This window comes from Aeromicrobium sp. CF3.5, assembly GCF_051262695.1.
GTDB lineage: Bacteria > Actinomycetota > Actinomycetes > Propionibacteriales > Nocardioidaceae > Aeromicrobium.
This window is the reverse complement of record NZ_JBIMEZ010000003.1, coordinates 1-21,468: the sequence shown is the minus strand read 5'-3', so window position 1 is coordinate 21,468 and position 21,468 is coordinate 1. Positions and strand designations below refer to the sequence as shown.

The 21,468-nt window shown below is 65.7% G+C and carries 16 protein-coding genes and 1 tRNA gene; 6 read left to right on the top strand and 11 right to left on the bottom strand.

Features of this window, described 5'->3' with window-relative positions; genetic code table 11:
• Positions 1-12: 12 nt before the first annotated feature.
• From pknB to ACHAA3_RS06930, 6 genes are all read right to left on the bottom strand, one after another.
• The gene (gene pknB / locus ACHAA3_RS06955) at positions 13-1,782 is read right to left on the bottom strand and encodes a Stk1 family PASTA domain-containing Ser/Thr kinase (RefSeq protein WP_435708245.1); all 1,770 of its coding nucleotides are present in this window, start codon (positions 1,780-1,782) and stop codon (positions 13-15) included.
• Positions 1,783-1,864: 82 nt separating this feature from the next.
• Positions 1,865-3,337, bottom strand: a complete 1,473-nt coding sequence (locus ACHAA3_RS06950) for a peptidoglycan D,D-transpeptidase FtsI family protein (RefSeq protein ID WP_435708244.1) — start codon at positions 3,335-3,337, stop codon at positions 1,865-1,867.
• Positions 3,334-4,719, bottom strand: coding sequence for an FtsW/RodA/SpoVE family cell cycle protein (locus tag ACHAA3_RS06945; protein ID WP_435708243.1), 1,386 nt, complete (start codon positions 4,717-4,719; stop codon positions 3,334-3,336). The genes ACHAA3_RS06950 and ACHAA3_RS06945 overlap by 4 nt, the downstream gene beginning before the upstream one ends.
• Entirely contained in the window at positions 4,719-6,038 is a 1,320-nt protein-coding gene (locus ACHAA3_RS06940; RefSeq protein WP_435708242.1) for a PP2C family protein-serine/threonine phosphatase, read from the bottom strand. Before ACHAA3_RS06940 ends, ACHAA3_RS06945 begins: the two co-directional genes overlap by 1 nt.
• Positions 6,039-6,040: 2 nt before the next feature.
• Positions 6,041-6,535 (bottom strand): FHA domain-containing protein FhaB/FipA, encoded by a 495-nt coding sequence (locus ACHAA3_RS06935; protein WP_435708241.1) that lies wholly within the window; start codon positions 6,533-6,535, stop codon positions 6,041-6,043.
• Positions 6,536-6,544: 9 nt separating this feature from the next.
• Complete coding sequence (locus tag ACHAA3_RS06930) at positions 6,545-7,258, bottom strand: FhaA domain-containing protein (RefSeq protein WP_435708240.1); 714 nt, start codon at positions 7,256-7,258, stop codon at positions 6,545-6,547.
• A gap of 194 nt (positions 7,259-7,452) precedes the next feature.
• Between ACHAA3_RS06930 and ACHAA3_RS06925 the strand changes: the two genes are divergently transcribed.
• Positions 7,453-7,535 (top strand) — tRNA-Leu (locus ACHAA3_RS06925).
• 68 nt (positions 7,536-7,603) lie between these two features.
• Here the strand turns inward: ACHAA3_RS06925 and ACHAA3_RS06920 are convergent.
• From ACHAA3_RS06920 to ACHAA3_RS06900, 5 genes are all read right to left on the bottom strand, one after another.
• Positions 7,604-9,727 carry an acyltransferase family protein gene (locus ACHAA3_RS06920; protein WP_435708239.1) on the bottom strand — a complete coding sequence of 708 codons (2,124 nt, stop codon included), beginning with the start codon at positions 9,725-9,727 and terminating at the stop codon, positions 7,604-7,606.
• A 257-nt stretch (positions 9,728-9,984) separates the two neighbouring features.
• Entirely contained in the window at positions 9,985-10,656 is a 672-nt protein-coding gene (locus ACHAA3_RS06915) for a DUF4396 domain-containing protein (protein ID WP_435708238.1), read from the bottom strand.
• A 70-nt stretch (positions 10,657-10,726) separates the two neighbouring features.
• Positions 10,727-11,281: a DUF305 domain-containing protein gene (locus ACHAA3_RS06910; RefSeq protein ID WP_435708237.1), complete on the bottom strand. Its 555-nt coding sequence runs from the start codon at positions 11,279-11,281 to the stop codon at positions 10,727-10,729.
• Positions 11,282-11,357: 76 nt separating this feature from the next.
• Positions 11,358-11,816, bottom strand: a complete 459-nt coding sequence (locus ACHAA3_RS06905; protein WP_435708236.1) for a hypothetical protein — start codon at positions 11,814-11,816, stop codon at positions 11,358-11,360.
• A gap of 86 nt (positions 11,817-11,902) precedes the next feature.
• The gene (locus ACHAA3_RS06900; RefSeq protein ID WP_435708235.1) at positions 11,903-12,526 is read right to left on the bottom strand and encodes a TetR/AcrR family transcriptional regulator; all 624 of its coding nucleotides are present in this window, start codon (positions 12,524-12,526) and stop codon (positions 11,903-11,905) included.
• Positions 12,527-12,591: 65 nt separating this feature from the next.
• On the opposite strand from ACHAA3_RS06900, the gene ACHAA3_RS06895 reads away from it, so the two are divergent.
• The 5 genes from ACHAA3_RS06895 (at position 12,592) to ACHAA3_RS06875 (ending at position 21,016) form a co-directional block, all read left to right on the top strand.
• Positions 12,592-13,905 carry a cytochrome P450 gene (locus ACHAA3_RS06895; protein WP_435708234.1) on the top strand — a complete coding sequence of 438 codons (1,314 nt, stop codon included), beginning with the start codon at positions 12,592-12,594 and terminating at the stop codon, positions 13,903-13,905.
• Between the two features lie 612 nt (positions 13,906-14,517).
• Positions 14,518-17,733: an RHS repeat-associated core domain-containing protein gene (locus tag ACHAA3_RS06890; RefSeq protein WP_435708233.1), complete on the top strand. Its 3,216-nt coding sequence runs from the start codon at positions 14,518-14,520 to the stop codon at positions 17,731-17,733.
• A gap of 900 nt (positions 17,734-18,633) precedes the next feature.
• The gene (locus ACHAA3_RS06885; protein WP_435708232.1) at positions 18,634-19,131 is read left to right on the top strand and encodes a hypothetical protein; all 498 of its coding nucleotides are present in this window, start codon (positions 18,634-18,636) and stop codon (positions 19,129-19,131) included.
• A 2-nt stretch (positions 19,132-19,133) separates the two neighbouring features.
• Positions 19,134-20,594 (top strand): hypothetical protein, encoded by a 1,461-nt coding sequence (locus tag ACHAA3_RS06880; RefSeq protein ID WP_435708231.1) that lies wholly within the window; start codon positions 19,134-19,136, stop codon positions 20,592-20,594.
• A gap of 56 nt (positions 20,595-20,650) precedes the next feature.
• Positions 20,651-21,016, top strand: a complete 366-nt coding sequence (locus ACHAA3_RS06875; RefSeq protein WP_435708230.1) for a hypothetical protein — start codon at positions 20,651-20,653, stop codon at positions 21,014-21,016.
• Positions 21,017-21,468: the final 452 nt, after the last annotated feature.

The window sequence follows — 21,468 nt, the reverse complement described above, 5'->3', positions numbered from 1 at the left end:
CGGGTTGTCGTGTCAGTCCCCGCCTTCCTCGTCGGGCGTCGGTGGCGTCTCCGGGGTCGGCGTCTCCGTGGGTTCAGGTTCCTCGGGCCGGTCGGACACGGTGATGGAGATCGCGGTGCCGCGCGGCACCCGCTGCCCGCTGGCCAGTGACTGACCCGACACGATGCCGGCTTCCTGTTCGGCCTCGGCGTCCTGCTGGACGTCGCCGATCTCGAGACCGGCGTCCTGGAGGGCCTGCTCGGCATCCTCCTGCGACTGGTTGATCACGTTCGGCACGGTCGTCTGCCCGCGGGACACGATGATCGTCACGGTGCTGCCGACCTGCACGGACTCCCCTGGTGAGGGGTTGGTGTTGATGACCTGATCGCGTTCGGCCTCGTCGTCGACGGTCTGCTTCTCGACCGTGAGGCCCAGCTCCTCGAGTCGGTCCTGGGCTGCGTCGAAGCTGAAGCCCTGCACGTCCGGGATGGCTACTTCCTCGGGTCCTGTGCTGACCACCAGGGTCACGGTGCTGCCCGGCTCGGCTGCGGTGCCCTCGGGTGGGTCGGACTCGATGACACGACCCTCCGCGATGTCGGCATCGGCCTGCTCCTCGGTGGCGACCTCGAAGTTCGCCTCGGTCAGCAATCGGGTGGCCACCTGCTCCTCGCGGCCCGCGACAGCCGGCACGTCGACCGTGGTCACCTCAGGCTCGTCGTTTCCGTTCGTCACCAACAACACGGCGACGATCGCTGCGACGACCAGCAGGAGTCCGACCACCGCGGCCAACCACCAGCGTCGGCCGGCCTCCTCCTCGTCCTCGGCGACGGCCTTGCGCTGACCGGCCGTCGGACGGGTCGCAGCGGCCGCAGCACCAACGGCAGGAGTGATGGCGGTGGCGCCGATGGCTGCCGTGGCAGCAGTCGGCGCGTCGACGGCCTGGCCGGCCAGGACGCGCTCGATGTCGCGGCGCATGTCGCCAGCGCTCTGATAGCGATCCTCGACGCGCTTGGCCAGGGACTTGGCCACCACTGCATCGATCGAGGGGCTGACGTCGGGGTTGAGGTCCGAAGGGGGCTTGGCCTCCTCGCGCACGTGCTGATAGGCCACCGAGACGGGGCTCTCGCCCACGAACGGCGGACGGCCGGTCAACAGCTCGTACAGCAGGCAGCCGGTCGAGTAGATGTCGCTGCGAGCATCGACCGTCTCACCCCGTGCCTGCTCCGGCGACAGGTACTGGGCCGTGCCGATGACGGCAGCGGTCTGCGTCATGGCCGACGAGGTGTCGGCAATGGCGCGGGCGATGCCGAAGTCCATCACCTTGACCTGACCCGATGGCGTCATCATGACGTTGGCGGGCTTGATGTCGCGATGGATGATCCCGGACCGGTGGCTGTAGTCCAGCGCGCTGAGCACGTCCCCGGTGATCGACAGGGCGCGTTCGGGCAGGATCTTGCGGCCGTTCTCGGCCCCACGCATGATGTCGCGCAGGGTCTGGCCCTCGACGTACTCCATCACGATGTACGGCACGTGCGCGCCGTGGGTGTTGACCGAGTCGCCCGTGTCGTAGACGGCCACGATCGAGGGGTGGTTCAGGGCGGCCGAGGACTGTGCCTCGCGTCGGAACCGGGCCTGGAAGGTGTCATCGGACGACAGATCGGTGCGCAGCAGCTTCACGGCCACGGTGCGTCCGAGTCGCAGGTCGCGACCCACGCGGACGTCGGCCATGCCGCCGCGACCCAGCAGTCCGCCGAGCTCGTAGCGATCGCCGAGGCGGATCGTCTCGTCGCCGGATTCGGTCATCAGGGGTACCTCTCGAAAATATGGGACGTCGGTGCGTGGGTCACATTGCCCACGGGGGGTGTGAATCGTCGCTGGGTCGGGCTCATCGACCCAGCACGGCTTCCATGACGGAGCGGGCGATGGGGCCGGCGAGACGACCGCCGGCGATCTCGCTGCGCGCGGTGTCGCTGGACTCGACCACGACGGCCACCGCGACCTCGGGATCGTCGCCCCCCGCGTAGGACACGAACCAGGCGTATGGCGGACGATCGGGTGTGGACTGAGCGGTGCCGGTCTTGCCGCCGACCTCGACGTCGGGAATACGGGCGGAGGTGGCGGTGCCCTGCTCGACGGTGCTGACCAGGGCCTGCTGGAGCTTGGCCGCATTCTCGCTGCTCATCGCCTGGTCGAGCTCCTCGGGCTGCGCCTGGTCGAGCACGCTGAGACTGGGGGAGCGGATCGTGTCGACGATGTAGGGCCGCATGACCTGGCCGTCGTTGGCCACCGCCGCCGTGACCATCGCCATCTGCAGCGGTGTGGCGGCGACCTCGAACTGACCGATGCCGGACTGCGCCAGCTGCGGGGCCTCCAGATCGGTGCCCTCGGAGGTGAACCGGCTCTCGCTCAGGGACAGACCCTCCAGCGCGTCCGAGCCGAAGCCGAACTTCTCGGCCTGCTCGGCCATTGCCTCCTGGCCGACGTCACCGGCCAGCGAGCCGAACGAGACGTTGCACGAGACGTTGAGGGCGCGCTCGAAGGTGATCGGGTCGCCTCCGCAGTTGCCGCCTCCCTCGTTGGGCAGGGTGTAGTCGATGCCCGGGAAGGACAGCTGGGCGCCTCCCTTGACCTCGTCGTCGATGTCGTCGACCACACCGTTCTCGAGCGCCGCTGCGGCCGTGACCAGCTTGAACGTGGATCCGGGAGGAAGGGTCTGCTGGGTGGCGCGGTTCAGCATCGGCTGGTCTTCTGCGGTGGTCAGCGACTCCCAGGCGTCGGTGACGGACGAGAAGTCGTGACTGGCCAGCCGGTTGGGGTCGTAGGAGGGCTGGGTGACCATGGCCAGGATCTCCCCGGTCTGCGGGTTGATCGCTGCAACCGCTCCCTTGGTGTCGGGACCGAGTGCCTCCAGGCCCTCGGCGGCGGTGCGTTGAGCCAGGGGGTCGATGGTCAGCTCGACGCTGCCGCCCTTGGGCTGCTTGTTGGACAACAGATCGACGACTCGGTTGACGAACAACCGGTTGTCGCTGCCGGACAGGACGCGACTCTGGGAGTTCTCGATCGCGCTGTTGCCGTAGATGTAGGAGAAGTATCCGGTCAGGTTCGCGTACAGCGGTCCCTCGGGGTACTCGCGCTGGAACGTGTACTCGTCGTTGCTGGGGACACTTTGGGCGACGGGGTCGCCGGCCACCAGGATGGGTCCGCGGTCGCGGGAGAACTCCTCGTTGATGACGCGCTGGTTGCCGTTGCGCGCATTGAGGCTGTCGGCCTCGACGAACTGGACGTAGTTGATGTTCGCCAGCAGGGCCAGGAACAGCAGCATGCAGCCGATGGCCAGAAAACGAATGGGCTTGTTCATGGGAGCTTCACCACCTGGGTCTCCTCGTTCCCGTCGAACGTGGAGATCTCGGGTGCGGGACGCCGGGTCTGGTCGCTGATGCGCAGGAGCAGGGCGATGATCGCCCAGTTCATGACGATCGACGAACCACCTTGGGCCAGGAAGGGCGTGGTGAGTCCGGTGAGCGGGATGAGGCGCGTGACGCCGCCGACGACCACGAACACCTGCAGCGCGAACGAGACGGCGAGTCCGGCGGCCAGGAGCTTGCCGAAGGCGTCTCGGCAGGTCAGGGCGATGCGTAGACCGCGCTCGACGATCAACCCGTAGATCAGCAAGATGGCCATGAGACCGGTCAGGCCGAGCTCCTCGCCGAAGGCGCCGATGATGAAGTCGGAGAAGGAGAACGGGGTCAGCTGCGGACTGCCCTGCCCGAGCCCCTGTCCGAGCACACCGCCGTGGGCGAGTCCGAACAGCGAGCTGATGATCTGACCGTTGTTGTCGGGATCGCCGAACGGGTCGAGCCAGACGTCGAAACGCCGCTGGACGTGCCCGAAGGCCTTGAAGCCGAGGAAGGCGCCCATGCCGAACAGGCCGCCACCGACGATCAGCCAGCCGGGCCGCTCCGTCGCGATGTAGAGCATGACCACGAACAGACCGAAGAACAGCACGGAGGACCCGAGGTCGCGCTGGAAGACCAGGATGCCGACGCTGATCAGCCAGGCGGCGAGGATCGGTCCGAGGTCGCGGCCGCGGGGAAGGTCGACGTTGAAGATGCGCCGGCCGGCCAGTGCCAACGCATCGCGGTGCACCACCAGGTAGCCCGCGAAGAAGATCGCGAGTGCGATCTTGGCGGCCTCACCCGGTTGGAAGCTGAACGGTCCGAGGCTGATCCAGATGCGGGCGCCACGGATGTTCTGGCCGATGCCCGGGATCAGAGGAAGGATCAGCAGCACGATGGCCGCGAGTCCGAAGGAGTACGTCAGACGCTGCAGGGAGCGGTGATCGCGGACCACGAACAGCACCGCGGTGAAGGCGACGAGTCCGAGAGCGGTCCAGATCAGCTGCGCATTGGCCAGCGGCTCGTAGTTGCCACCGAGGCAGAAGTCGGTGCAGTCCTGGTCGATGCGGTAGATCATCGCGAGCCCGAGGCCGTTGAGGCAGATGACGAGGGGGAGCAGCACCGGATCGGCATAGGGCGCGAGCTTGCGCACGATCAGGCTGGTGGCGATCGCGACGATGATGACGGCGCCGCCGAGCTTGAAGGTGTCCGACGGGATGGAACCGGTGGTGCCGATGCCGACCGCGGCGTAGGCCAGGATGCTGATCGCGACGGCGAGCGCGGTCAGGAACAGCTCGGCGCCGCGGCGCTTGCGGGGGACGAGGTTGGGCAGGGAGAGCGCCATCAGGGACTCGCCTCCCCGTTGGTGGGTTCGTCGGTGGGTTCGTCCGTCGGCGCGTCGGAGGGTGCGGGCTCGGGTCGGACGAACTGATCGAGATTGGCCACGATCTCCTCGGCGTCAGTGCGACCGGCCGCGTCGATTCCGTCCTCGACCTGGGAGCGGCTGTACGCGGGCAGGGAGTCGAGGTCGATGCTGCTGACCTCGTCGACGCTGCTCAGGGCGACGCCCGGGATGTCGGCCTGGACGCCGCGGTAGATCGCGACGCGGCCGTCGTCGGTGGCGGCGACGAAGTACTGGGTCTGGCTCCACTGGTAGGCGCCATATCCGGCGCCGCCGAGTATCGCCAGGATCACCACGAGCAGGGCCGTGCGCCGCAGCCAGCCGAACCGACGAGGTTCGCGCGGTGCGTAGCGCATGGCCTCCTCGTCGAACTCGCCGTCGGCAGCGGCGATCGGCGGCGACCCGTCACCGATCACCTGACGGTCGGAGGTCTGCTCGGACTCGGCGTCGACGCCGTCGGTGGACGGACGGTACTGCTCGGCGGCGGCGCCGACCAGCTGCGGCTGCCCGTCGGCCGAGGACAGGTTCTCGTCCGGATCGTCGTCGGCGTCGGCGAACTCGGAGATGACGACGGTGACGTTGTCGTGGCCTCCGGCCTCGAGGGCCATGCGAACCAGCTCGGTGGCGGCCATGTCGATCGAGTCGGCCTGCAGGGCACGTTCGATGTTCTCGTCGGCGACCATGTCGGACAGGCCATCGCTGCACAGCAGATACCGGTCGCCCAGCATCGGCTGGATCCAGTAGAAGTCGGCCTCGTTGTCATCGCGCCCGAGCATGGCGCGCAACAACAGGGAGCGATGCGGGTGCACGCGCGCCTCGGCCGGGGTCAGCTTGCCCTCGTCGACGAGGCTCTGCACGAACGTGTGATCGGTGCTGACCTGCGACAGGTAGTGATCGCGCAGCCGGTACATGCGGGAGTCGCCCAAGTGGGCGACGGCGAGCTTCTCGCCGTCCCAGAGCATGGCCTCGAGGGTCGTGCCCATGCCCTCGACGGCCGGATCCTTGCGGATCAGCTCGCCGAGGCGGTCATTGGCGCTCTGGACGGTCTGTTCGAGCGCGGCCAGGGCGTCGACCTCGAGATCGCGGTCGAGGCGACGCAGGACGTGCATCGCCGAGGACGATGCCAGGTCGCCCGCGGCGGCGCCGCCCATGCCGTCGGCGATGGCCAGCAGGTGGGGGCTGGCGAATCCGGAGTCCTCGTTGTTGGAGCGTCGGAGACCGACATCGGTGAGCGCGACGTAGCGATAGGTGAGGTCGGTCATCGTCACTTCCGCAGTTCGACGACGGTCTTGCCGATGCGGACCTGGATGCCGAGGCCGACCGGGACGGGCGTGGTGACCCGCTGGCTGCCGATGTAGGTGCCGTTGGTGGATCCGAGGTCCTCGACGAACCACTGCTCCCCGTTGGTGGCGAAGCGGGCGTGCCGGGTGGAGACGTAGTCGTCGTCGAGCCGGATGGCTGCGTCGGTGCCCCGTCCGAGGAGGATGGGTCCTTCGCCCAGGGGGACGCTCTGCCCTTGGTTGGCCCCGGACAGCACCTGCAGGGTCGTGGGATTGCCACGCGGGGCCTTGCGTCCACGGGCGGGCTTCTGCTTGCGGGGCTTGGACGCCGCCTTCTGCTCGGCCTTCGGGGCCCGGGCCGGGCTGGGCGCCTTGGTGCCGAAGATGTCCGAGCGGATGACCGAGACGGCCGACAGCACGAACAGCCACAGGACGGCGAGGAACCCCAGCTTGATGAGGGTCAGAGTCAGTTCGGACATGACTGCTTCCTACCGGTCCCCGGCGATGCGGACGACGAGCACGGTGTTGCCCAGTCGGATCTCCGACCCGTCGGCGACGACGGCACTGGTGACACGGTGCCCGTTCAGGACGACTCCGTTGGTGGACCCGAGGTCGACGACCGAGACGGTGACGTCGCCACCATTGCGGTGCACCGAGACCTCGGCGTGACGTCGGGAGATGCCGGGGTCGTCGATCTTGATGTCGGCCTCGCTGCCGCGGCCGATGACGCTGCCGGTGGAGGGGACGGCAAGGGTGCCCCCGTTGACCTCGAGCGTGACGTCGGAGGGACGGGTGGTCACGTTCGTGGCACCTTCGGATCCGGTGACGGCCGCGTTGGTCTTGCTGCGGACCCGGAATCGACCGGTGCCGAGCTCGGGAGTGTTGACGAAGGTGATCGCCAGCGGACCGGCCAAGGTGTAGCGCTGCTCGGTGACGTGATCTTGGACCATCGTGCTGAGCTCGGCCACCAGCGTGTCGCCGAATGGAACGAGGCGCTCGTGGTCGGAGTCCGACAGCTCGACGGTGAAGTCGTTGGGCACCAGGCGACGGTCTCGCGACAGGATGTGCGCGGTGTTGTCGACCTCGCGCTGCAGAGCCGCAGCGATCTCGACCGGCTGCACGGCGCTGCGGAAGGCGCGTGCGAACGCACCCGTGACGGCTCCTTCGAGGCGCTGTTCGAAGCGCTGCAGGACACCTGCCATGGTCGGGCCACCTCCTGGATGCACGCGATCGGACGCGCGACACTGCTTGTCGCTCGGTCGATCCTAACGGGCGCGGCGACACGGGGCCGCATGCCAGGTCGCGACCCGCTTCGCGCCAGGGGGCTGGGAGGCCGTTCGAGTCCTCGCCGCAGTGCTGTTAGACTCGACTTTCGGTTCGGAAGTTCTCGGACCATGCGCGGGTGGCGGAACGGTAGACGCGCTGGCTTCAGGTGCCAGTGTCCGCAAGGGCGTGGGGGTTCAAATCCCCCCTCGCGCACAGCACGATCGAAAACCTGATCACGAAGGGCCGGAGCCGAGAGGTTCCGGCCCTTCGTGCGTCAGGGCTCAGTCGGCTCGCCGCGTACTGTCCTCGACGGCGTCGGCGACCCGGTCGATCAGGGCGGGAGCCAGGGTGCGAACGAAGCTCGCTGACATGTGGGTGCCGTCGCGGTAGACCGCCACGTTGCCGATGACCGGTGAACAGCGGTCCTTCCCGCACTGCAGGTCGGTGAGGTCGACGAGCGCGCTGCCAGGTGTCTGGTCGACGGCCGGGATCAACGGGTCGAACCGCGAAAGTGCCCCAGCTCGGTCCCGGTCGCACTGCTGGTCGGCACTTGCGCGCTCGCGCTCGACACAGGCCACCACGTCCTTGTCCAGAAAGGGGTTGCCCCGGATCGCCACCACCGTGGTGCCGCGGTCGATCTGGCGCTTCCACGCCGACTCGATCCGATCGACGATCTCCTGCTGCCGGGCGGGGCTGGGGTCGTTCGGAATCGATCGGATCGTGGTGATGATGATGTCGTACGGCTCGGACTCGTCGAGGTGGTCACGAACGCCACCTCGCCAGATCTCGCAGGCGTTGGGATCCTCGATCCCGCTCTCGGGGTCCAGCCAGCCGCAGCCGGCGTGTCCGCCCACCTCGATCTGCCACCCCAGATCTCGGTGCATCTGCTCGTAGGCCGGCAGCAGCGCGTTGTTGTGCGAGTCGCCGATGGCCAGGACCCGGACCGGGGGGTCGTCGGACGGCGCGGCTCGGGACTCGCCCTGCAGCGGCATCGCGCACAGGTTCACGGACTCCTCGCGCGGTCTGGCCCAGCAGTCGACCCGGTTGACGTCGTCGAGGTTCACCACCGAGGGGTCCGGGACGATCGTCTCGCCGAGGTCATCGCACCCCGGCGCCGCCGACGCCAATCCGGCGCCGAGGCAGGTGAGGGTGCTGCCGCTGAGGAGCCTTTCAGCACGTGCGGTCAGCTGCGCCTGGTCGCTCTGCGCGTCCTGGTCGAGAACGAAGGCGCAGCTCGCCACGAGGCAGGTGGCGGCGAGCATCCAGCCACCGATCGCGCGAGGCCGACGTCCGGCGAGCAGCGAGGAGGAGAAGCGGATCGGATCCTCGAGATAGCGCGTCGTGGCCCAGGCGAGCAGGAGTGTGGCCAGGCCGATCAGCAGCTTGTCGACCGTGCGCAGAGGCACTCCGGTGACGTAGGGGAGCAGCACCAGCAGTGGCCAGTGCCACAGGTAGATGGCGTAGGACAGGTCGCCGATCCAGACGAGCGGACGCATGCGACCGGCCAGGGCGAAGGGTCCTGTCGTGGTGGACAGGGCGGCTGCGGCACCGATCACCGGCAGAGCTGCGGCCAGACCGGGGAAAGCGGTGGACTGCGAGTAGGTCACGGCGGCGACGACGATGCAGATGAGGCCGATCCAACCGATGAGCGTCCCCAGACCGCGCGACCAGCGCGGGACGAACATCGCGAGCGCGACCCCAGCGAGGAACTCCCAGGCCCGCGTCGCCGTCGAGAAGTACGCGACGCCGGGATTGCTGACGGTGAGCAGAGCCGAGTAGGTGACGCTGGCCAGCAGCAGGACGATCACGACCCCGCGAAGGATCCACGAGCGCAGCGCCGGTCGGTTCCGGCAGGCCAGGGCCACGAGGAGCATCAGCAGCGGCAGGGTCACGTAGAACTGTTCCTCGACCGACAGCGACCAGAAGTGCTGCACCGGGCTGGGCGCCTGCTCGCTGGCCAGGTAGTCGACCGACTTGCCCGCCAGCACCCAGTTCTGGACGTAGAACGTCGACCCGAGGACTTCCTCGAAGATGGGCCGTCGACCGCTGAGTGGCACCACGGTCCACGTGGCGACGGCGACCACCAGGAGCACGAGCAGCGACGCAGGAAGCAACCGGCGAGCCCGGCGAGCCCAGAATCGACCGAGCCGGATCGTCCCGTCGCGGTTCAGCTCCCCGACGAGGTGTGCGCCGATCAGGAATCCGGAGATGGTGAAGAAGATGTCCACGCCGACGAAGCCGCCGGTGAGCCTGTTGGGCCACAGGTGGTAGAGGACGACGGTGCCGACGGCGACCGCGCGAAGCACCTGGATGTCGGCTCGCTGCCCGGGGGTCTCGGTGCTCGTCCCGGTCTGCCCGGTGGCGGACAGTCGGTCAGACCTTGTTCGTTTGTGGAGGCCCGGCACCGCGCAAGAGTACCGGAGAACCGTTCCGCACCCGGACAGGCTGACGTTTCCCGGCCCGTCGATTCACGGCGGTGGGGAGGTCGGTGATCCCACGGTGAGGTGGGGCCAGTGGTCGCGTCGAGTGCCTCCGTCACCGCTGATCAACTGGTCGCGCTGTTCGTCATGGCTGCGGTCCTGGGCGCCTTGTCCTTCCTCCTCAGGCGGGCTCTTCACTGGGCCCGGTGTGAGGGCACGCACGTTCCGTCACCTGCTGAAGGTCACAGGGGAGTGACGGTTCGGTTCCGACGTGCGAGCCAGGCGACCATCGGGTAACCGGTCACGAGGCCGGCCACGATGCCAATCTGCATGAGGAACCAGAAGGTGCCCTCCGTGGCGGGTGGCATGTACTCGTTGAAGTGCAGCAGCAGCATCCAGCCGCCCATGCCGACGTCGAAGGCGAGGACGGTGAGCACCGCCGCGCCGGCCGCGGCACCGACACTCAGCCGGTGGCCGCGGGAGCTCGCCGTGGTGCGCTCGAACACGAACAGCACCGCCATCGCCAGCACACCGATGACCACGATCATGACCCACAGGTCGATTCCGGCGATGGTGAGCCCTGACGCGACCACCAGGGGGACGCCGATGAGGTGGGCGATGGCCGATGCACCGCCGCCGGGAAGGCCATGGACAGCCGAGGGGGCCTCAGAGATCGGTGGCGCATCGGGTGACAGTTCTGCACCGCCGCGGGCACGCCCGTACCGGGAGAACAGCGGGTACGCGAAAGGTCCGAGGTAGAGCGCGGACGTCACCCAGACGACCTCCTCCGCGACGGTGTCGTGCCGTTTGCCTCGTCCGTAGATGTCGAACGCGATGAGGGCCGCCGTGGTGACGGCGGCGATGATGAAGGCCCAGGCGACCGGTGTCAGCCAGTCGGGGACGTTGTTGATCATGACCATGATGCGGGTTCCTGTTCTGTGGAGCGGTGGGTCGACCTCGGGGCGTCGGGCAGCGACACCTCGATCAGGAGGCGAGCAGCTTCATCATCTCGGTGATCTCAGCGGTTTGCGTCTGCTCGATCTCGGTGGCCAACGACACCGCATCGGTGCTCATTCCGTCGGTCTGTTCGGTCTGGGCCATCTCGACGGCGCCCTCATGGTGCTCGACCATCATGGTCAAGAAGAGCTGGTCGAACGCCTCGCCGGAGGAGTCCCGAAGTCGTGACATCTGGTCGCCGCTCATCATGCCGGGCATCGAGCTCATGTCGTCCATGCCGGACATGTCCTCGGGAACGTCCTCGCCCCACGACTCCAGCCACGACGACATGGTGTCGATCTCGGGATCCTGGGCGGCTCCGATCCGGTCTGCCAGGTCCAGGACCTCGGCGTTCTCGGTTCGTGAGGCCGCCAGCGCCGCCATCTCGGTGGCCTGGCGGTGGTGGGGGATCATGTCGGTCGCGAACGTGACGTCAGCGGAGTTGAAGCCGGCCTCGGCCGACGAGTCGTCGTTGTTCGAGCAGGCAGTCAGCAACGCTGCTGCCAAGGCGATCAGGGTCGCCGCAATCATTCGTGTACGCACGGGTGCTTCTCCTTGAGTGGTCTGCTTGACAGGTGGGGTGAGGGCTCCGCGACCCGGTGGGTCGCGGTCTCACCTGTCAGCAGCGGATGACAGCAGTGCGTTGCAGGGGTGTGAGCTGCTCGAAGGCGGCGCGGGCAGCGCCAAGGTGCACGTGGGTGGGCAGAGGTCGCACCCACAGCACGCGGAAAACGGCGGTGCGCCGTGCAGCCACGAACGCGATGATCGACATGAGCAGAGCCAGACACATCGCCATCAGGCCGCCACAGTCGGGCATGGAGCCTTCGTGCCCGTGGCCACCATCGATGGGATCGGCGATCGCCTGGGCCGCAGTCGCGGTGTGAGACGTCGGGTGCTCAGACCCGTCAATCGGCGCAGACGCATTCGACGACGACGCCATCGCGATCGGCATGGGCTGTGGTGACTGAGCCAGCATGCTGTGCATGGCGACGATTCCCAGGATGAGGACAGGAGCCAGCATCGCCAGCAGCCACGTCGGGCCAGCTGGCGTCGCGTGTCGCACGACCCGTGGCATCATCACCGCCCAGTCTACCGGGCACCCGCAGATGACGGGCGCTCAGAGCACAGGGTGAGGGATACGGCGCGGGGGTATTTCGATTCCTGCTACTCCGATGGTGGGGTCCCGCCGATGATCAGGGTGAGCACGCGCCCCAGCAGATCGTCAGGGACCGAGCTCGGATCGGCATGGCGCTCGATGGCCAGTCCGTTCGACAACGCCATGAGCAGGGTCGCGAGCTCACCGGCCGGCATCGGCAGGGCCGCGCCAGCTGCGCCGAAGTGATGCTCGATCGCGGTCGTGATCGAGGCTTGCAGCTCTCGCCGTCGCTGGAGGAAGGCGCTGTCGGTGCGCCCGCTGCGCACCGCGCGCTGCCACATCTCGAGGAACAGCAGAGTCCAGTCGCGCTGTGCGTCGAAGGCCGTCGTCAGCTGGTCGCCGAGGGCCTGGATCCGACCGTCGAACGGCGCGTCGAGATCGCTGACGGCGCCGAGGCCCAGGTCGAGATAGGCGGTGACCCGGTCGTCGACCAGTGCCGCGACCAGACCGTCCTTGCTGCCGAAGTTGGAGTAGACGGCGCCCTTCGTGAACCCGGCGGCGGCCGCGACGTCGTCGAGGCTGGCGGAGTCGATGCCCCGGCGGGCGAACACCTGGGCTGCAGCGTCGAGCAGTGCTCGTCGCACCTCGTCGCGGGAGGGGCGGGCGGCTCGGGACTCGGGTGCAGTTGACATCAGTGGATAGGATACCCCTGAGTATTCGATACCCCTGAGTATCGAGCGTGGAGTGAGGAGTTCAGATGTCAGTGCCAGCACAGGTGGAGGCTCACGCGGCCCGCACGGTCCGTTGGGGTCTGGGGCATGCGATGCCGCGCGTGGCGATCCGCGGCTCGGCTCGCCGCGGCGACCTGCACGGGCGGCTCATCGAGACGAGGGATCAGGCGACGACCCTCGACCTGTTCGATCAGATCCGCTCCCAGGGCCCGCTGCACCGGTCCAAGTTCGCCTTCGTGACCGCCTCGCAACCGGTGGTCAAGGAGGTGCTGACCAGTCCCGACATGCGAAGCGGCATCGACTTCGGGCCGGGTGGGCCCCTGGCGACGGTGAGCCGGTGGGCCTTCAAGTCCGCACCGCTGGGCCCGCTGACTCCGCCCTCGCTGTTGGTGACCGAGCCGCCCAACCACACCCGGTACCGCAAGCTCGTCACCCGCGTCTTCTCGGTGCGTGCCGTGCAACGCCTGCAGGAGCGCACCCAACAGATCGCCGACGAGCTGCTCGACGGGCTCGATCCCCGTCGTCCGGTCGACCTGGTCGAGCGGTACTGCGCCCAGCTACCGGTCACCGTCATCGCGGAGATCCTCGGCGTCCCGGAGAAGGACCACGACCGGGTGCTGCGATTCGGCACCGGCGCTGCGCCGTCGTTGGACCTCGGTCTGGGGTGGCGGACCTTCCATCGAGTCGAGTCATCGCTGGCCGAGTTCGAGCAGTGGCTGGCTGGACACATCGAGGTGGTGCGGCGCGATCCCGGCGACGACTTGCTCAGCCAGCTCGTCACGGCCCGCGACGACGACGGCACGGCCCTGACCGACGAGGAGCTGCGTTCCACCGCCGGGCTCGTCCTGGCCGCGGGATTCGAGACGACCGTCAATCTGCTGGGAAACGGGATCCGCCTGCTGCACGATCACCCCGACCAGCTGGCCACGTTGCGCGATCAGCCCGACCTCTGGCCGACCGCGGTCGATGAGGTCCTGCGCTACGACCCACCGGTGCTGCTGACCGGCCGGATGGCCTCGCGGGACACCGAGATCGCCGGCGTGACCGTGCCGCGCGGCGCCATGGTCACGACCCTGCTCGCCGGGGCGAACCGCGACCCGGAGGTGTTCACCGATCCTGAGCGCTTCGACGTGACCCGCGAGAACGCCGCCGACCACGTGTCGTTCTCCTCGGGCCGGCACTACTGCCTGGGTGCGGCGCTGGCCCGCATGGAGGGCGAGGTGGGGTTGCGCACCATCTTCGACCGCTTCCCAGACCTGCGGTTGGAGGCCGGAGCCACGCGCCGACCCACCCGCATCCTGCGCGGCTACGCGACGCTGCCCGCCACGCTCGCGCCGTGATCGGAACACCGCCGCAGGGGACCTGGATTCGCCCGCAGCTCCGGTTCACTCCACCATTCCGACATTCAGTTCGACGCCAGCGGTCGCCCGACCGGGTTTGGGACACTCGACACGCTGTACCCGTGGCAACCGGTTAAGAACTGACCTGAGTGCCGTGCAGCTGGTCAGCGAGTTCAAGCAGGCCGTCCTGGGTTACGACCACCTGGTGAACGAACATCTGGTTGAGCCCAGCCAGCGGCACTCAGGCACCGTCGCAGCGTGCGACCCGGTGCCTGGATGCCGCAGCGCATCAGCTGTGTGCGCAGGCCGACCTCGCCGCCGCCGCAGCCTCGCCGCACCGCGAACGGCGAGGGAGCCCGAATGTCGCCGATTGCTCGTAGCCTGAACTGTTCTCCAGAAAGTCCTTGCGCCTGGCAACGATGTGCTGTCGAATAGGCGTGATCGCTGCGGGACAGTCTGTCAAATTGATCGCTCATCGTGAGCCTCGGTCGCGGCCTCATCCGATTTTGGTCTGAAAGGTCAACGGCTGTGGGTTCATCTGAGGCGGGTTCGGCTCGCGTGCGTAGATCACTTGTAGGAATCGTCGGAGCGGGGGTCGTTCTAGCGACTCTGGTGGGCCTGGAGGCTCCAGCCTCGGCGGCGGCGAATCCGGCGCCGGAGGCGGGGCAGCGTGCGAATGCGACACGGTTGGACTTCACGGTGTCGGGCACGGCCGGTGTGTCGGTCGACGTGGGTACCGGTAACGCGCTGTTCACCGACCAGCTGATCACGTTGCCTGGTGTGAACAATGATGTGCCGATCTCTGTGGCGTACAACTCGAGCCTTTTCGGATCCGATGTGCCTTCAGCGGTCACAGGTGACACCGGGTCGGGTTGGTCGATCACTGGGTTCGACAACCGGCTGCTGGAGAACTCCGACGGCTCGGTGACGTTCCACGGTCCGGCGGGTCTAACGGGTGTGTTCGCTGCCAGCGGCACCGGTTATACGGCACCGGCGCAGTATCAGGCTGACCTGGTCAAGACCGGCAGCACCGGGTGGACGTTGACCGATCACCAGTCCAACACCACGCTGACGTTCAACGCCGAGGGTCGCCAGACCAAGTCTGAGGACCGCAACGACAACCTCACCCAGTTCACGTACGACGGCGATCTGCCGGCCAGCATCGTGTCCTCTCGTGGCAGCACTGCGACGTCGACGTTGACGATCGCCACCAGTGAAAATCGGATCACGAAGCTGACGCAGTCCGCGGGGTCGCTTTCACGTCAGGTCCAGTTCGCATACACCAGCGCCGGCGAGCTGGAGACGATCGTGAACACGAAGGGTGATTTGACGTCGTTCTACAACCCTGCTGCCGATGACGGCAAGGTCGTGCGGATCACCAACGCGAAGAACGCCACGACCGCGTTGGCGTACTCCGGCACTAAGACCGCCTCGGTCACTCAGTCCAATGCCCCGGGCGCTGGCACGTCGACCACTCGTTTGACCTACCCGTCATCGACGCAGACCCTGGTGGCTGATCCGACTACTGACCAGTCGGCGCCGGTTGCTTCGGTGCCGCGCACGACGTATGCGTTGACGGCAGACAAGCTCGTCTCGTCGGCCACTGATCCGAACGGTCATGCTCGGTCCGCGACGTACACGTCGCTGGGTCAGGTCGCAACGCAGACTCCGGCCGCTGGTGGAACCACGACCAACACCTACGGCGCCAACGGTGCGGAGTCGCTGACGTCGTCGGCGTCTCCTGGTGGCGCCACTGGCACCGCGTCGTATGACAACACTGGCGCGAACGCGCACCTGCCGTCATCGACGACCAGCGACGCCGGGAATTCCTTGAACTACACCTACAACGGCGCCGGAAACCAGTTGACCAACGCCCAGGGCACAGGCCCGCAGGCCAAAGTGACGTACAACTCGAACGGCACCGTGGCGACGTCTGCCTCTCCTGGTGCCGCTTCTGGGGTGCAGACACGCTACTTCTACGACTGGACCAAGAACTTGGTCCATATCGCTCCCGTGTCCGGCGCGACTTTGGGGAACCGTGATTATGAGTGGGATGCGTTCGGTCGCCTGTACAGCGCTGACGATGGTCGCGGCGAGGCAACCCGTTACCTCTACGACAAGCTCGACCGCATCACACGCGTGGATTACACCGACGAAACGACCAACGACGTCATCTACACCTACGACGTCAACGGGCAGATCCTGACGCGCGCTGATGTCTCTGGTGTCACCACCTACACGTACGACGTCCTGGGACGCGTGTTGACCAAGAAGAACACCGCTGGCGGCGAAACGATGTCCTATACGTACGACAAAGCCGGCAACATGAAGACGCAGACCGACTACCACGGCACCATCACCTACACCTACGATGACGCCTTCCGGCTCAAGTACATGACCTACCCGCAAGGCGGCGGCACCTCAAGGATGTCGTTCGCCTACGACGACTCCGGCCGTCGCACCGACATGTGGTTGAAGTCGAACTCAACCAACACCACCTGGTCGGCTCACACAAAAACCACCTACGACGCCTCGGGCCGTGTAGTGGGAGTGAAGTCCGAGCGTGGGCCAGCATCGTCGCCCACTTCGGTCATCGACCTGACGTACTGCTTCTCTTCGGGCACCACCCCCGCCGGCGGGTGCACCACCTCGTCCACCTCAGACCGGGCCAACATCCAATGGGTCAAAAACGCGGTCGACGGCCAAGCCACCAAGTTCACCTACAACGCCGACAACCGACTCACCGGCTCGGTCATCACCGGCGGGTCGAACCCCCGGACCTACGCGTACACCTACGACGCTGCCGGGAACCGGCTCACCGCGGCGGTCAACGGCTCGAACCCATCAACGCAAACGCTCACGTACAACAACGCGAACCAGATCACTAACAGCGGCTGGGGTTACGACCCGGCGGGGAACCTGAGCTTCAGGCCCGGGATGGGGGCAGAGTTCAACACGGCAGGACAGATGAGGTCCCGCACCGCCGAATCTGGACCTTCGGCCAACACGCAAGACACCGAGTACACCTACGCCGGCACCGATCAAAACGAGATCACCCGTGCGCACACACCCGGCGACGTCACCTACGACTACGCCTACGGAGCCCCTGACCAGAACGGCCTGCCCGTCATCCAGGAAGTCAGCAGGACCGAAGACGGCGCCGCACTCGTGGATGCCTACGTCACTCACGACAACACCGGCCTGCCCGTCATGCTGCAGGCCAGCACTGGCCAGACCGGCATGTACGTCTATGACGGGCAAGGCAATCCCGTCAGCCTCACCAGCGAAGGAGCCACGACAAGCTACCTGTACGAGCTTGACCCCTACGGGACCGCCACCACCACCCAGAACGCAGGCGACACCGCCTACGTTGAGAACCCCTACACCTACGGCGGCGGACTCCAAGACAGGTCCACCGGACTCATCAAATTCGGCCAACGCTGGTACGACTCCACCACCGGATCCTGGATCCAGCAAGACGCCCTCAACGCACCACTCGACCCCACCAACGCCAACCGCTACAACTACGTCGGCGGGAACCCGGTCAATAGATTCGACCCAACAGGCCTCGCGGCGGATCCGCTCTGCGGCACCAACGGATCGACGGGCTACTACACCCCAAACTGCGGCGGCTACATCGCAGGTGGTTCGTCTTCGACCGTCGGCGGCCAACTGAGGTGCACCGGAGTTGTGTTCGGCCAAGTTGGCGTACTAGCCCTTAGTGTTACCAGCGCTTCCGGGCTAGTCGGCTTAGGTCTGGGTACAGGATCAGCCAGTTTGGCGGGCGTCTACGACCCCTTGGGTGCTACGCGAAGCGGATGCTCATGAGTTGGCGTGCGGCGGTAACCCTTCCGTTACTAGCAGCCTTCGCCGTATTAACCGGCTACAGCATGACCCAGGTTCCCGCTATGGGGATTAAATGGCTCATCATTCTTCTAGCACTGATCTTGCTGCTTGCTTTAGTTGTGGCTGAGTTTCGGAAACTAGTCAGAGCGAAGCGGCAACGTCGATCGTGATGTTCGACAACGGTTGGGCCTGCTGAACGGTTCGGCATCATCTGGGCTAGGACTGCTGCGCGTTTCCTCTGTGCGACTAAAGCCTAGCCACCCGCTGTCAGTCGGACGCTGAAACCACAGGAGTTGAACAAGCGTTTCAGAAACGGTCGTTTTCGGTGCGTTGATCAGCGGTGCTGAGATCGTGGCGACACGCCGACAATGTGCGCACCGAAACCCTCCACCACATGGGGTGCCTCAACGCCTGGGGAGATCAACCCGCTCGAGCAGCTCCAGGGCGGCTCGTCTAGAGACAATCTCTAATCCGAGCTGGATGGGGCTGGATGGGGCTAGTCCCGAAGAGCCATCTTTCGCGAGTTCCGCCGCTCAAGAGCTCGCTTTGTACTACTGTCTGTCTCGATCAGCATGCGGCTGATGATTCATACAGGAGGATCCCTTGAAGGTCAGTCGCGTTGTGGCGTCGCTGGTGGCGGTCGTTGTTTCAGTTGGTGCGTTGACAGCCATCACGGCTCCATCCTCGGCCACCACGGGTGAGGGCGGTTCGTTCGTGCCGGTCACCCCTGCGCTTCTTGCGGACACCCGGTCGGGCCTAGGCCTACCTGCATCGGGCACGGTCCCGGGTGGGTCTGAGCGCACTATTCAAGTCACTGGGAAGGGTGGAGTCCCGACGACCAACGTGTCAGCTGTAGTCCTCGATCTATCGGCAGAGTCAAACGTGAATACGACCTTGTATGCCTACCCCGCTGAGGACAGCCGTGGTCTGGGGATTTTGTCGGTAAGTGGGAGCGAAGAGCGGGCAGCAAACACGGCCATCGTGCGAGTCAACGACAGCGGAAAGATCAAGGTCTACAGCAGCGCGGGAAACACTGACTTCAACGTAGGCGTGCAGGGGTACTTCACCAAAACCTCTGACGCCAGCTCTACGGGTGGTTTCGTTCCGATCGAGCCGGAACGGATGGTCCGCACCGACACGGGCGTCGGTCTGAACGTCAGCCCTATGCAGGGCGGCACCCAGTACACCGTCCAACTCGCTGGCACAGCTGGGATTCCAGCCAACGCGACCGCAGTTTTCGCCAATTTCCGCATCCGTAACGCAGGCGGCACAACCACCGGACGCGGCGGCCTTCGCGTGGGACCCTCCGACACGACCATCTCAATGAGCAACACCTCGGTGCTGGATTACGCGTCCGATACGACGCCGACTCCGGTCTAGCGGTGAAGGTTGGACCCGACGGCAAGATGAAGGTCCTTATCACCACCAACACCACGGCCGACCTCATCATCGATGTCCAGGGCTACTTCACTCCGGGCACCGAAGGCGGAAGCTTCACGCCCCAAGACAACAGAAGAATCTGGGACTCGCGCAACAGCGCCGGTGGCGCTCTCGCCCCACGTGAGGAACGCGAGATCCGGATCACTGGGGCCCAGAGCATTCCTGAGGATGCAGGCTCGGTTGCAATGACGGTTACCGCATTGAACTGGACCGGAAGCGGCTCACTGGCCGTTTACAACTCCGACAATCCTGGTGGAGCGAACGGAACCTCGAACGTCGCTTTCGCAGGTCCGTATCAGGTCCCGCGACAGACCACATCAATCGTTCAGGCATCATACGGCGGAACAATCACCCTCAAGAACCTCTCGACCACCGGGTCAACCCACGTCCTCCTCAACACGCAGGGATGGTTCAGCCAGCCAGACGAGGTCGACATCGACATTCCCAGTGAAGCGGATCGAGTCGCAAGCGAGATGCGCGAAGCTCTCGCAAGCAACCCCCAAGATTCAGTCGAAGATGAAGCGCTCCCGGCCGTAACCCCGTACGACACTCATGACCTCGTATTTTCGACTGCGGCAACCGACACACGAACCGCCACACTCCCTCTGCCTACGGGATGCTCAGTGCAGGACCCCGTCGCGTTGCGCCTTTCGTGCGATTTTGGACCCGTTGTCATCTCCCCGGTAGCCGTGACTGCTGACGGAAATACGGTGGATGTAACCGCAGATCTAGACAACAACGGACTGCGAATTTCACCACAGACGCCCGAATTCGACGGATTCGTAACCGCATATCTGACTCAGGCGACAGATTCAGACCTCGTCGATGACATCGCTGAAACACTCTCAGATCTCGTCGGCGGGAACGGTCCCAACCTCAAAACACAAGAGCAGCTCGACGCCGAAGAAGATGAGCTAAACGGTGACACCGAGACAACAGAACCGCCCCCCGACACCACGCCGAACACTGAAGCTGCACCAGCTCCTTCACCAACAGAGCAACCGACGGCCAATGCCATGGCCTTGAGGGCGGCTTTTGTCACTGTTCCAAGCAACTACATCTACTGCAAGACGCACACGACTGCCAGGTGCAAGCCCGCGGGACGCCACGACTACTGCACCAGCTCACCCGACACCGCCAAGTACGCCAGGGGCACGGCCAGTTTCAAGGGGCCTTGCGCACGACACGACATGGGCATCGCTCGCATAGCTACCTACAATCTCAGCCTCACTTCGAAACGAACTCAACGCGCCACCGAAGACCGAAACCTTAAGAGCAACATGAGGCAAAACTGCTTGTACGCTCTTCGGGGGTATGGCGGTTACCTCCAAAGCTGCTACAGCAGGGCGTCTACCTACTACTGGGTTGTTAGCCGAACCACGAATGGTTGGAATGGCAGATGACACCATCAAGAACCCGCTGGTGCGGCGCCGCGCTGACGTGGGCTGCTACTAGCGTCTTGATCGCGATCGTGATCGTGATCTTTTCAAATCTACTTCCACTATCTTTCTCCGGCACCGCCTACAAGCTGATCCAAGTCATCGGACCGCTCATTGCAGGAGTCGGGCTCGTTCTCGGCACCCTCATGTCGAGCCGGACACCACGAAATCAAAGAAAGATAGCTGGATTGCAAGCCGCAGGAGCGATCCTCCAAGCAGGAGTCGCCTTTACGTTCTACTACGCGACCACGGATGCCATCGGGATTGGCTTCGGCCTTGCCGTCGTCATGATTGCCCTCGCGATCGCCGCGATCGTTTCCAGCGCAACTGCTGCCCGCGACGTGTTCGCGATGCGAACTACGCGGGACAACCGTCTGCCTGATTGATGTAGGTGTTGTTGGTCTGGCACGCGCAAGGGGAGGTCTCTGATGAGCGCTAGCCAGTTTGGCGGCTGCCGCGGGCCGCGTGATCTGACGGGTTGCGCGAGTGGGACAAGAAGTAGACCCCGGTCAGTCGCAAGCACATCATTGTGGCCAGGAACACGTATGTTTAGGCGCTGCGCGGAGCACTACACTGCTGTCTCGCAACCCAAAGTTCCTGAGACGCCCCGCGCGACTGTCGGCCGACGTTGCCAGCTCCCGCGATCGCAAGAGTCCGCCGTTCTCATTATCCCGTCTCAGTTGATCGCCTCGCTACGTGTTCCGTCGCATGCTTCTGAGACAGTATTGCCATTGCCATTGCCATTGCCATGATCGGGTACGCGCGAGTCTCCACCCTCGAGCGGGACGAAGCACTGCAGATCGATGCTCTGGTGGCCGCCGGGTGCGATCCAGAGAAC